This window comes from Oleiphilus sp. HI0117 (assembly GCF_001635235.1).
This window is the reverse complement of sequence record NZ_LWGA01000259.1, coordinates 1-12287: the sequence shown is the minus strand read 5'-3', so window position 1 is coordinate 12287 and position 12287 is coordinate 1. Positions and strand designations below refer to the sequence as shown.

Annotated in this window: 12 protein-coding genes; all 12 read left to right on the top strand. The window is 45.4% G+C overall.

Annotated elements, in window-relative coordinates; translation table 11 throughout:
- A partial coding sequence (locus A3757_RS03255; RefSeq protein WP_197469706.1) for a sigma-54-dependent Fis family transcriptional regulator occupies positions 1–572 on the top strand: 572 nt, incomplete at its 5' end.
- A gap of 276 nt (positions 573–848) precedes the next feature.
- On the top strand, positions 849–2201 hold the full coding sequence (locus A3757_RS03250) for a PAS domain-containing sensor histidine kinase (RefSeq protein ID WP_082865320.1): 1353 nt from the start codon (positions 849–851) through the stop codon (positions 2199–2201).
- 14 nt (positions 2202–2215) lie between these two features.
- Positions 2216–3631: a sigma-54 dependent transcriptional regulator gene (locus A3757_RS03245; protein WP_068508206.1), complete on the top strand. Its 1416-nt coding sequence runs from the start codon at positions 2216–2218 to the stop codon at positions 3629–3631.
- A 242-nt stretch (positions 3632–3873) separates the two neighbouring features.
- The gene (fliE, locus tag A3757_RS03240) at positions 3874–4248 is read left to right on the top strand and encodes a flagellar hook-basal body complex protein FliE (RefSeq protein WP_068508204.1); all 375 of its coding nucleotides are present in this window, start codon (positions 3874–3876) and stop codon (positions 4246–4248) included.
- Between the two features lie 75 nt (positions 4249–4323).
- Entirely contained in the window at positions 4324–6048 is a 1725-nt protein-coding gene (gene fliF, locus A3757_RS03235; RefSeq protein ID WP_068508202.1) for a flagellar basal-body MS-ring/collar protein FliF, read from the top strand.
- On the top strand, positions 6041–7063 hold the full coding sequence (gene fliG, locus A3757_RS03230) for a flagellar motor switch protein FliG (protein ID WP_068508201.1): 1023 nt from the start codon (positions 6041–6043) through the stop codon (positions 7061–7063). Before fliF ends, fliG begins: the two co-directional genes overlap by 8 nt.
- Before the next feature lies 1 nt (position 7064).
- Entirely contained in the window at positions 7065–8009 is a 945-nt protein-coding gene (locus A3757_RS03225) for a FliH/SctL family protein (RefSeq protein WP_068508199.1), read from the top strand.
- Positions 8002–9369, top strand: coding sequence for a flagellar protein export ATPase FliI (gene fliI / locus A3757_RS03220; RefSeq protein WP_068508197.1), 1368 nt, complete (start codon positions 8002–8004; stop codon positions 9367–9369). The genes A3757_RS03225 and fliI overlap by 8 nt, the downstream gene beginning before the upstream one ends.
- 32 nt (positions 9370–9401) lie before the next feature.
- Positions 9402–9842 (top strand): flagellar export protein FliJ, encoded by a 441-nt coding sequence (gene fliJ, locus A3757_RS03215; protein WP_068739167.1) that lies wholly within the window; start codon positions 9402–9404, stop codon positions 9840–9842.
- A 173-nt stretch (positions 9843–10015) separates the two neighbouring features.
- Positions 10016–10291 (top strand): lipid asymmetry maintenance protein MlaB, encoded by a 276-nt coding sequence (locus A3757_RS03210; RefSeq protein ID WP_068507368.1) that lies wholly within the window; start codon positions 10016–10018, stop codon positions 10289–10291.
- A 61-nt stretch (positions 10292–10352) separates the two neighbouring features.
- Positions 10353–10715, top strand: a complete 363-nt coding sequence (locus A3757_RS03205) for a response regulator (RefSeq protein ID WP_068508193.1) — start codon at positions 10353–10355, stop codon at positions 10713–10715.
- A gap of 76 nt (positions 10716–10791) precedes the next feature.
- Positions 10792–12287, top strand: a 1496-nt coding sequence (locus A3757_RS03200; protein ID WP_068739165.1) for a chemotaxis protein CheA, incomplete at its 3' end; no start/stop codon positions are given.

Sequence of the window (12287 nt, the reverse complement as noted above, 5' to 3'; positions counted from 1 at the left end):
AAAACCTTGAGGATATGATTACCAGTGGTGATTTCCGTGAGGACCTTTATTACCGTTTGAATGTATTTCCTATTGAGATGCCTGCACTAAAAGATCGTGTTGAAGATATCCCTCTTCTGCTCAATGAGCTGATTTCAAGGATGGAGACTGAGAAGCGTGGCTCAATCAGATTTAATTCTGCTGCAATACTGAGTCTATGTCGTCATGAGTGGCCTGGAAATATTCGTGAGTTGGCTAACCTTGTCGAGCGCCTGGGTATTATGCACCCTTATGATGTTGTTGGTGTTCAGGAGTTACCGCAAAAATATCGCCATATAGAAGAAACTGATGACGTTGTTCAGACCGATGATCTGCAGCTACAAAATGCCCCTGGAATGGCGAGTATGGATTCACCAGCCTTGTTGCCTGTAAATGGTATCGATCTAAAGGATTACCTGGCAAATTTGGAAAAGTCGCTTATTCAACAAGCTTTGGATGAGGCTTCTGGTGTGGTTGCTCGCGCTGCCGAAAAACTTCGTATACGTCGTACAACTTTGGTTGAAAAGGTGCGCAAATACGGCTTGAATGCCTAGGTATTATATTTCTTAACTATTCTTGCTCAGTCAAAAATATGTCAGCACGCAGTTTTGCGTGCTTTTTTCGTTTTATGGCGTCATAAAATTGTCTTATCTTTCGGGTTGTTATCATATTGCTACAATTAAGTTGCTGATAATAAAGTAAAAAAATACTTTGGCCTACATAGTGCTTATATCAGGTTGTTAAAGCTTATTTGAGCTGCGCAGAGCGTTTGGCTGACAAATAAGCGAATAGTATTCCACACTGTTTTGACTGAATGATGTAGGTAAGCCATGGGACAACAAAAACTAGCAACCTGGATAGATGAACCTGCTTTTATTAGCTCGGAGGCAATCAATGCACGTGTTTCGCGCGTTGCGCATGATAGTTCTGGCAGCACTTCAATAGAGGGTAATGCTGCATTCAAATTTCAGGGACAAATTGACTCTACTCAAGATAACGGTGAGCAGAAAGTCGAAGAAGCTTTGTCCTTGTTTGACCACTTGTCTTCGCAATTAACCTCATCATACCGAAACCTTGAGAACAAGGTTAGTCAACTCAAGAGTGATCTTTCACTTGAAGAAAGTCAAAAGCAAGCACAGCGCAAGGAAAAAGAAGACCTAGCTAATCGCTTGTCTACCTTGTTGGAGGTGCTTCCGGCAGGTGTTGTTGTTCTAGATGAAAAAGGTTTAGTCACAGAATGTAATCCTGCGGCAATGGATCTACTTGGCGAACCGCTGAAAGGTTTGGCCTGGGTCGATGTTATTGCGAGAAGTTTTTCGCCAAAGCACGATGATGGACACGAGGTTTCTTTAAAAGATGGCCGAAGAGTGAAAATTGAAACTCGTTCTATGTCATCCGGGCCGGGTCAGCTGGTACTCCTTAGTGATCTGACTGAAACAAGATTGTTGCAGGAGCAAGTAAGCAGGGCCGAACGTTTGAGCTCTTTGGGTAAGATGGTTGCTAGCCTTGCTCATCAGATTCGTACGCCCTTATCTACAGCAATGTTGTATGCGGGCCACCTTTGTCAGCCTGAATTAGATGAATCGATGCGCGTGGACTTGTCGGAAAAAGTAATGTCTCGTTTAACGCATTTGGAACATCAGATTAGGGATATGCTTATCTTCGCGAAAGGAGATGAGCGCTTAGTTGAACGTATGCCGCTAAATGATTTCATACTCGCGCTTAAGCTTGCAGCCGTTCCAGTGATGGATGCCGCAAGTGTTGAGAGCGAGTGGGATATAGAAGCGTCTAATGCTGAAGTCTTATGCAATAAAGATGCCTTGGTAGGGGCTTGTCTTAATTTGGTAAATAACAGTATTGAAGCTTGGGAATGTTCTGCAGTTAGCAAGGAAACGCCATTAACAATAAAGATTAGTGTTGGGGTTAAGGAGGATGGGGCTGTGTGTCTTGTGATTAGAGATAGCGGTCCTGGTATTCCTGGCCAGCACAGGAGTAAGATTTTTGAACCGTTTTATACAACCAAGCAAAAAGGGACTGGCCTTGGGCTGGCGGTAGTTCAGTCTGTTGTTAAGGCGCATAAAGGTAATTTCAGAATGCGTTCATCCAAGAAAGGGGTGACTGCAATGATTGACCTGCCGTCAATTAATGTTACTCCTACTAATAATAATTTTGCTCAGTGTTAAGAGGTAAATAAGTCATGTCAGCGACCAAAGTATTAATTGTGGAAGATGATAAGGAATTAAGAGAAGCACTGTGTACAACATTACAGCTTGCAGGGATGGGCTTCGTAGAAGCGGACTGTGCTGAGAATGCATTGAAGGAGCTTGAAAACGCGCATTTTGATGTAGTGATAAGTGATGTAAATATGCCGGGAATGGATGGCCACGAGCTCTTGCAGCAGGTTAAGTTAAAATATCCTGGTTTGCCGATGATGCTTATCACTGCCTATGGTCAAATTAAGCTGGCTGTTGAAGCTATGCAAAGTGGTGCCGCAGACTATTTAGTAAAACCTTTCGAACCAAAAACCTTAATTCAATCAATTATTAAAATTTTGGGGCTTGGTGATACATCTGAAGAAAAGTCTAGTGATGAGAAAGGGCCTGTTGCTGAAGATCCATTCTCTAAGCAATTTTTTGAAGTCGCTCGCAAAGTTGCTGAATCTGATTCGACAGTAATGATTTCAGGTGAAAGTGGTACGGGTAAAGAAGTATTGGCGAGATATATTCACGAGTCATCATCGCGAAAGAACAAACCTTTTGTTGCTTTGAATTGCGCAGCAATCCCAGAGAATATGCTAGAAGCAACACTGTTTGGCCATGAGAAAGGGGCTTTTACCGGCGCGTATGCAAGTTCGCCCGGTAAGTTTGAGCTTGCCAATGGCGGAACCTTATTGCTAGATGAAATATCTGAAATGGATCTAGGCTTGCAGGCAAAACTACTTAGGGTTCTGCAAGAACGTGAAGTGGAGCGAGTTGGCGGAAGAAAAGCGATTCCTTTGGATGTACGGGTATTGGCGACGACAAACCGTGATTTAAAAGAGTACGTAAACGAAGGAAAGTTTAGAGAAGATTTGTATTATCGTCTGAGCGTGTTTCCCATGGCCTGGAAGCCTTTGCGAGAGCGTCCTATGGATATTTGGCCGCTGGCTAAACGCTTGCTTGCTGAGCATTCTAGCAAAATGAAGCGTGAAAAAATGGAGTTTGGTGAGGGTGTAGAGACTTACTTGTCTCAATACCATTGGCCGGGAAATGTCCGAGAGCTTGATAATGCGATTCAGCGTTCGCTGATTATGGCCTGCAATGGTGTGGTTAAGGTTAGCGACCTATGCTTGGATTTATCCGAGTCGGCTAACTGGATACTTGAATCCAAGCAAGAGGTTCCGACTGAGCAAGTTAGGTCGGTGCAGGTCGAGGTTGAGCCAAACTCTCGAACAGGTTTAGGTAAAGATCTAAAGCTTCGAGAATATCAAATAATTATCGATACCTTGCGTCAAGAAAATGGCAGAAAGAAGAATGCTGCCGAGAAGCTAGGTATTAGCCCAAGAACCTTGAGGTATAAGCTTGCTCAAATGAGAGAGCAGGGTATCGATATTGCAGCTGAAATGGCTGCCTAGGTATCGAATTGAGTGTACGGGTGGCTCTGCTAGTTGCCTGTTACAACAGGATTTCGTCAATCTGCTGATGATCTGTATGGGAGCGTATGCTCCCTTTTTTTGTTATTGCTAAGAATTAGCAATGCTATCATGTTAAACCTTCCAATCTATCTATAATTTCAGCTTGTCTGTGAATTGGCCCGCTTTATGCAGTTACTAACTTAAGCGTATTTTTAGTAACGAAATTTTGACAAGGGGGATGTATGTCTGGGATTAACTCCGTAGGGGCTAGAGCAGATATCAATCAGGTGCTGGCTGAGATGAAAAATCTGCGTGCGCAGGTTCAGAAAACTCAGGTTCAGACTGAAGAAATATCTCCTACAAAAATTAATGCCACCCAGGAAGCGAGCCAAACACCTAAATTCAGTGACATGCTGTCTAGTGCGGTTGGCTCGGTCAATGATACACAATTAAAAGCGGGTCAAATGGCTAAGGCTTTTGAGCAGGGTGACCCAAGCGTTACGCTTTCGCAGGTAATGGTGCAATCTCAGAAAGCATCGGTATCTTTTCAGGCGTTGACGCAAGTAAGGAATAAGGTTGTACAGGCGTATCAGGATATTATGAAAATGCCGGTTTAAGTGTTTGCTTCTCGTTTGTAATGATTGGTATTTGAACAAACACTGCTTATTTGGATTTTAGTAAAAGGTTAACTTATGGCACTCGCACCCACAGATACAGGTACAGACTCAGCATTGCCCGCTCAGGTGGGTGGTATCTCGGGTGAGCCTGACGTTGTCGGCACTGAAAGTGACTTGATGACCGGTATAAACCGGCTTGGAATCTTTCGGCAAGTAGGTTTGATGGTAGGTTTGGCCGCGAGTGTTGCCCTCGGTTTGGCGCTTGTTTTATGGCTTCAGGAGCCGGACTATCAGCCGTTGATGAGCTCGGTAGAAGCTCAGGACCTGGAAGAAGTTTCAAGCATTCTTAACTTGAATGGTGTTGACTTCAAGATGGATCACCGTACCGGCATATTGCTTGTTGAAGCGGGCAGGGTTCATGAAGCAAGAATGAAGCTGGCAGCGAATGGCATTACAAGCGATAACAGTGTCGGCTATGAGATCCTTGACCAGGATCAGGCCTTGGGTACTAGCCAGTTTATGGAGTCGACACGATTTAAGCGAGGCCTGGAAGGTGAGCTGGCGCGATCAATATCCAGTTTCAGAAATATCCGTAGCGCCAGAGTTCATTTGGCTATTCCGAAGAGGTCGGTGTTTGTTCGTGACTCAAGAGAACCTAGTGCATCAGTTTTGATCGAGACCTCTTCTATGCGGCCAGTGACACGTGAGCAGGTTGACTCGATTGTTAATCTCGTCGCCGGAAGTGTGCCGGAAATGGATATGAGCAAAGTTACTGTTGTTGATCAAAAGGGTAATCTATTGTCTCGGAACAACGAGTCAGAAGAAGACAAGCTGGTTTCAAGGGAGTTTGAGTATTCGCGTAAAATGGAAAAAGTTCTAAATGAGCGAATTACAGGTATATTGAGTCCTATCCTCGGGGCGGATCGTTTCAGGTCAGAAGTCTCGGCTGATGTGGATTTTACCCAGGTTGAAGAAACGGAAGAGTTTTACAACCCTGACATGCAAGCAGTCCGAAGTGAACAAACCTTGGATGAGCAGCGCCAGATGATGACAGATGGCGGTGTACCAGGCGCGCTTGCTAATCAGCCTCCCGCAGCGGGTGCTGCCCCTGAAGTAGCCAACGGTGCTGGCGCTGGTGAAGGAGGTTTACCGACAAATGTGCGTAAGCAAACCACTCGCAATTTTGAGGTGGACCGCACAATCAGCTACACACGTCACCAGCAAGGTAGGCTAAAGCGCTTAACGGTTGCTGTAGCAATTGATGATATACAGAATATCAACCCGGAAACAGGTGAGGTAAGCTATACTACATGGACGGCTGAAGAGCTTGAGCGTTTGACGCTATTGGTAAGGAATGCGGTAGGGTACTCAGCCGCACGAGGTGATAGCGTAAATGTGATTAATACGCCTTTTGCACCTAAGTTTGTGGAAGCCGTACAAGAGCCGGAAATATGGGAACAGGCGTGGTTCAAAGAGCTGGTGCCCAAAGGCATAGCAATGTTGTTCGCCTTGATTATTATCTTTACCGTCATTCGACCAGTGTTTAAGAATCTTTCTGAAGCTGGCGCTCAAGCGAAAGAGCTTGCTTTAGCGGGAGATGAGGACGGTTTGGCACAGATGGATGCCATGAGTGAAGGTGAGGCAGGAGAACGAGTTACTTTGAGTGCCTCTGATGAGTTTCTGTTACCGGGGGCTTCGGAAGGTTTTGATCGACAACTTAATGCCTTGAAAGGTTTGATTGCTGAGGACCCTGCTAGGGTTGCTCAGGTAATTCGTCAATGGGTAAATGTAGATGACTGATGGTGACGGCGATAAAAAGCTGCCAAAAGTTTCGCGGGTAGATGCTGCTGCGATTTTACTAATGAGCCTGGGTGAAGCGGACGCTGCCCAGGTTTTGAAGCATATGGGGCCAAAAGAAGTACAGCGGGTGGGTACCTCTATGGCGGCATTGAAAGATATTAGTCAGGAACAGGTCGAAGGGGTAATGATCGAGTTTCTGGAGGCTGTCGGATCCCAAACGGGTATGGGAATCGGTTCTGATGAGTATATCAAGAATATGCTGACAGAGGCTTTAGGTCAGGACAAGGCGGATAGCTTAATTGACCGAATTCTTGTTGGTGGTAATACAACTGGTTTAGATACGCTTAAATGGATGGATGGTCGTGCTGTAGCGGAGCTTATACGTTATGAGCATCCACAGATTCAGGCCATTGTATTGTCATATCTTGAATCAGATCAGGCTGCTGAAGTGCTAGGCGTATTAGACGAAAAGGTACGTCTTGACGTTATTATGCGTGTCGCTTCTCTCGAAAGCATTCAGCCACAGGCTTTGCAAGAGCTGAATGATATTCTCGAAAAACAGTTCTCGGGTAACGCTGCGACTAAGACCAGTAAGATCGGTGGTGTCAAGTGTGCGGCAGATATTATGAACTTTATTGATACAACTATTGAAGCCGACTTGATGGATAGTATCAAAGAAGTTGATGCTGAACTCGGTACTGAGATAGAAGAGCTGATGTTTGTCTTCGATAATCTCAAGGATGTTGATGATAGAGGGATACAAACGCTCCTCAGGGAAGTCTCCTCAGATATTCTTATTGTTGCACTCAAGGGTGCTGATACTGAATTACAAGAAAAAATCTTTAAGAATATGTCTAAGCGTGCTGCCGAATTACTCCGTGATGACCTTGAGGCGAAAGGTCCTGTTAAGGTGAGTGAGGTAGAAGGTGCGCAGAAAGAGATACTCACCATTGCTCGACGCTTGTCTGAATCCGGTGAAATTGCGCTGGGCGGATCTGGCGAAGCGATGATATAGCATGAGTGACAAAAACAAGCGTGTCCCTTTAGGTGAACTGAGCGCCTACGAACGCTGGGAGCTGCCGAATATTGGCGATCCCGGTCGTGCGGCTAGTCAGGCAGAAAACGCCAGAAAGGAGAAAGTCAAACCACCGACTGCACAGCAAATTGAATCAATAACTAAGCAGGCATATGACTCCGGCTTTGAAGAAGGCCATCGAGATGGTTTCGCTAAAGGTTCAGAGGACGGTCGTGCTGCGGGTCATGCAGAAGGTTTGGAGGCCGGTAAAAGTGAAGGTTACGAACAAGGGGTTGCCCAAGGCCAGGGTGAAATTGCCGAAAAATTGTCACAGCTAGATGCCCTAATGAACCAGTTGGTTAACCCCATTCAGCAGCAACAGCAAGTCGTTGAAGAGGCGATGTTAAATGTTGCGGTTGCGCTTTCCAGAGCAGTGATTCACCGAGAGCTCAATATTGATAGTGCAAGCCTTACACTGGCTTTGTCTCGAGTCATGGAAGGTTTGCCAGCGCTGGACTCAGGGGCAATGTTAAAGGTCAATGAGCAGGATTATGAAACTGTTTCAAAAGCACTAGAGGCTTTAGGTTCTGGTATTGAGCTAGTGAAAGATCCAAGTGTTATAGCGGGTGGCTTCTTACTGAAGACTTCAGCTCAGGTGATTGACTATACCGTTGAAAAACGATTTCAAAAAGCTGTTCAGAGTATGCTGGATACCGCTGTCAATAATACAGCTTCAGGTACTCAAGAAGTGCCAGTGACGATTGATAGTCTGAGTGACTATTCGGCTGACACCTTGAAAGAGGAACCTGAAACAGGCGATGATGAACTGCGCAAGCTTGATCATGAAATACAAGATTCCGAGTTGCCGGGCACCGAGGATACCGAGGACACCAGTACTTCTGGGGAATTAGATGAACAACTAACACCTGGCCCTGAAGATGAGTGATCTGCTTGAAATCAACACTGCTAGTAATATAGCTGCGAATCTTGGTGTACTGGCTGATTCTGTTCCGACGCAGGTGGCACCACAATTTAGCGGGCGCTTGACGCGCATGGTCGGTCTTACCTTAGAGGCTGTTGGTTGCCAAAGTGTTGTTGGTGATCGTTGCCTTATTCATTCTGTTTCGGGTGACTTGATCGAGGCTGAAGTGGTCGGCTTTGAGGATGATCGTACATTTTTGATGCCACTTGTTGCTGCGGATGGTTTGAAGCCGGGTGCCCTGGTTACGCCAGCTGACTCCATTGGTGAAGTCGCTGTAGGGTGGGGCTTGCTTGGGCGTGTGCTTGACGGTGCCGGAAACGTATTGGATGACCACGGTCCATTAGAAGCTGAAACCCGTATACCTTTTAATGGTGCGGTGATTAACCCGCTTGCCAGAGCGCCAATTCGTGAGTCCTTGGATGTCGGGATTAAAGCCATAAACAGTCTCTTGGCTGTCGGCGTTGGTCAGCGAATAGGCTTGTTTGCAGGTAGCGGTGTTGGTAAAAGTATGCTCTTGGGTATGATGACCCGATTTACTACGGCCGATATTGTTGTCGTAGGCTTAATCGGAGAGCGTGGACGTGAGGTAAAAGAGTTTATTGAGGATATCCTGGGTGAAGAAGGGCTAAAGCGTGCAGTGGTAATTGCTTCGCCTGCTGATGACTCGCCTTTGATGCGTCTGCGAGCTGCGATGCTAACGACTCGGATAGCGGAATATTTTCGTGATCAGGGTAAAAACGTGCTTTTGTTAATGGACTCACTGACTCGATATGCGCAAGCGCAGCGTGAAATTGCATTGTCTGTGGGGGAGCCTCCCGCGACAAAGGGCTATCCACCCTCGGTGTTTGCCAAACTGCCTCAACTCGTCGAACGTGCGGGGAATGGTAAGAAAGGAGGCGGTTCCATTACTGCTTTTTACACGGTTCTCACTGAGGGTGACGATCAGCAAGATCCTATTGCAGACGCCGCCAGGGCTATTTTGGATGGTCATATCGTGCTCTCTCGTAGCTTGGCCGAAGAGGGCCATTATCCAGCGATCGATGTCGAGGCTTCGATCAGTCGAGTTATGCCTCATATCATCAGTGCTGAGCATTTACAGAATGCACAGCGCTTCAAACAAATCTATGCAAGGTATCAGCAAGCCAGAGACTTAATTAGCGTCGGAGCTTATGTTAAAGGTTCTGACCCACAAACTGATTTTGCTATCGAAAGAATTGAAAAGATGAAGCAGTTCCTGCGGCAGGGATTAACTGAGGAGTCTGAAGCGCCCAGAGCGATAGCGGAAATGTCACAAACGATTGCTGCTGCAGCTCAAGCGCAATAATCTAGCTTGCGCTACAGTCTATAAGGTTGTCTATGAAGAAGTCGCAGCGTTTGAAGGTAGTTCTTGATCAGGCAGTGCGAAACGAGCAAGCGGCTTTGGAGCAGATGACAGCTGCAAAGCGCTATTTGGACGATCAGACTGCGCAAATGGATAATCTCAAACAATATCATAATCAATACCTTGCTGATATGAAGCGAGGCCTTGGTAGCGTCCAGAGCGTTACTCAATTGCAGTCAAGCTTGCACTTTGTTAATCAAATTGATGTCGCAATCCAGCAACAACAGCTTGTTGTTGATCAGGGACAAAAAGCGTTCAATATTACCAAAGAAAAGTGGTCAGCTTTGCACCAAAAAACCAAAGGCTTGGCAGACCTTATTCAGCGCTACAAGGATGAGGAAAACGCACTTGCCGACAAGCGTGAGCAAAAGCAGTTGGAAGACGCTCTTCAAGCCAGGATGTTTCGCCGAAAATAGATCGCTGCATCAAAGGCTTGGCTTAATAATAAGCTTCATTGATGATCAATCCTTTCTTTAGCCTCTCATTGCCGATCTAGGGATAAAAAATCAGTTTATGATTTGTGGTATTCCTGAAAATAGCTACTAAAGTTAGTTGAAGAAATAACTATTTGGTGAGATTTAGGCTGATTATGAGTGAAGCAGCAATTGAGTTAGAAGGTGTTGTGAATATCGCTAAGGTTGAGTCGCTACATCATGAGATGGAAGAGATTCTTAAATTAGCATCTCCAACCGTTATCAGTGCGGGAGAAGTATCGAGAGTGGATACTGCAGCCTTGCAATTATTTGCTTCCTTTTTTACTTCAATGCGTACTGCTGAGGCTGAAGTTTCTTGGGGAAGCGTGTCCGAAGAGTTGCAAGCGGCTGCTAAGTTAGCGGGCTTGGAACAAATGCTAAATCTTAACTAAATGTTTTTGAATTTTGATTTCTTAGGGAAATTGCTTAATCGTCGCATACGGGAGAACGTAGATGGCAACAATATTGGCGGTAGATGATTCTGCCTCAATGAGACAAATGGTTTCATTCACTCTTAAAGGTGCTGGCTTTGATGTGATAGAAGCTGCAGATGGACAGCAAGCACTAGATAAAGCAAAAACTACTGCTGTTGATCTGGTTTTATCCGATGTGAATATGCCTGTAATGGATGGTATTGAGTTAGTTAAGAACCTCAGAACCTTACCGGATTATAAGTTTACTCCAATCTTAATGTTGACCACCGAGTCAGCTGGCGATAAGAAAATGCAGGGTAAAAATGCTGGCGCTACGGGTTGGTTGGTAAAACCGTTTAACCCAGAGCAGCTATTAGCGACTATCAAGAAAGTAATGGGCTAAGCTTTACCTCTGTAATGTACAGCGCTACCAAGAACAAAAAAACGTTAATGTAACTACGCGTAGACAGGCCAATACAATGAGTGTTGATTTAAGTCAGTTTCATCAGGTGTTTTTCGAAGAGAGTTATGAAGGGCTTGATGTTATGGAGTCTGCGCTTCTTAATATCGATATCTCGAATCTCGATTCTGAAGCGATAAACGAAATATTCAGGGCTGCACACTCGATTAAGGGTGGTAGTGGTACCTTTGGTTTTAATGAGATTGCTGAATTTACACATGTTGTAGAAACGCTGCTTGATCTTATTCGTTCAGACCAGTTTGTTATGGAAGCGGATCATGTCGATCTGTTTCTGAAGTCTGTCGACTGTATCCGAACTATGATCAATGAGCTTGAGGCCGGTCAAAGCTGCGAAACCAAGTTGGCAGATGAGTTGCGAGTACAGTTCAACGCTCTGCTGGAAGGTGGCAGTGAAACAGCAGAAAGCTGTGAAAGTCCTAGCGAGGAAACCGACGAAGGTTCTGATGGTTGGACTATCTATTTTAAACCCGACGCAGATGTCTTGCGCACTGGTAATGACCCAGTACGTATGTTTCGTGAACTGTCTGAGTTGGGTGAAGTCGAGGTTTCCAGTGTTGTTGATGAGCTGCCAGAACTTGGCTCGCTAGACCCCGAAGCATGCTATCTAGCTTGGAATATTGTACTTAAGGGTGATGCCGAAAGAGCTCAAATAGACGAAGTCTTTGAGTGGGTCGTTGATGACTCGGATATTCGAATTGAGAAAATTGATTCGCAAGCTTCTGAAGAGTCTGAGGTAAATGCTGAAGCAGCAGAGCCAGCGGTTGTTGCTGAAGCTGCGGTTGGTGTTTCAGCAGTTAAGACAGAAGATGTGCCCGCGTCTAAGTCGAGTGTTGAATCTAGTGCCAGTGTTGAGAAAGCGAGTAAAGCGCCAGCGCCTGTTAAAAAGGAAAGTAAGCCTGAAAGCGTTTCAATCCGTGTAGGCACAGACAAAATCGATAGCCTGATCAATATGGTCGGCGAGCTTGTAATTACCCAGTCAATGCTAAATGAACTGGGCAAAGACTTTACGGTCGATATGATGCCGAAGTTGATGGAAGGTTTAGAGCAGCTAAGTCTTCATACCAGAGAGCTTCAAGAGAGTGTCATGCGTATTAGGATGCTTCCTATTAGTTTTGCATTTTCACGTTTCCCTCGCCTCGTTCACGATATTAGTAAGAGTCTTGAAAAGAAAGTTGAGCTTGTTCTGCTTGGTGAGCAAACTGAACTGGATAAAACAGTGATGGAAAGAATAGGCGACCCTCTTGTTCACCTTGTTCGAAACTCACTTGACCACGGTTTAGAGTCGCCAGAAGCGCGTCTTGCCGCTGGCAAAGATGAAACCGGTAAGATTACCCTTAACGCATTTCACCAGGGCGGTAACATTGTTATTCAGATTATTGATGACGGTGCCGGCCTCAATGAAGATCGAATTTTATCGAAAGCAATCGAAAACGGTCTTGTTTCGCCTAACGATCATCTTGAACCAGAGCAAATTCACGACTTAATTTTCCAGCC

Bases quoted from the DNA above. Each gene is read 5' to 3' on its own strand.
- A3757_RS03250 (WP_082865320.1), top strand. From the start codon at position 849: ATGGGACAACAAAAACTAGCAACCTGGATAGATGAACCTGCTTTTATT.
- A3757_RS03245 (WP_068508206.1), top strand. From the start codon at position 2,216: ATGTCAGCGACCAAAGTATTAATTGTGGAAGATGATAAGGAATTAAGA.
- fliE (WP_068508204.1), top strand. From the start codon at position 3,874: ATGTCTGGGATTAACTCCGTAGGGGCTAGAGCAGATATCAATCAGGTG.
- fliF (WP_068508202.1), top strand. From the start codon at position 4,324: ATGGCACTCGCACCCACAGATACAGGTACAGACTCAGCATTGCCCGCT.
- fliG (WP_068508201.1), top strand. From the start codon at position 6,041: ATGACTGATGGTGACGGCGATAAAAAGCTGCCAAAAGTTTCGCGGGTA.
- A3757_RS03225 (WP_068508199.1), top strand. From the start codon at position 7,065: ATGAGTGACAAAAACAAGCGTGTCCCTTTAGGTGAACTGAGCGCCTAC.
- fliI (WP_068508197.1), top strand. From the start codon at position 8,002: ATGAGTGATCTGCTTGAAATCAACACTGCTAGTAATATAGCTGCGAAT.
- fliJ (WP_068739167.1), top strand. From the start codon at position 9,402: ATGAAGAAGTCGCAGCGTTTGAAGGTAGTTCTTGATCAGGCAGTGCGA.
- A3757_RS03210 (WP_068507368.1), top strand. From the start codon at position 10,016: ATGAGTGAAGCAGCAATTGAGTTAGAAGGTGTTGTGAATATCGCTAAG.
- A3757_RS03205 (WP_068508193.1), top strand. From the start codon at position 10,353: ATGGCAACAATATTGGCGGTAGATGATTCTGCCTCAATGAGACAAATG.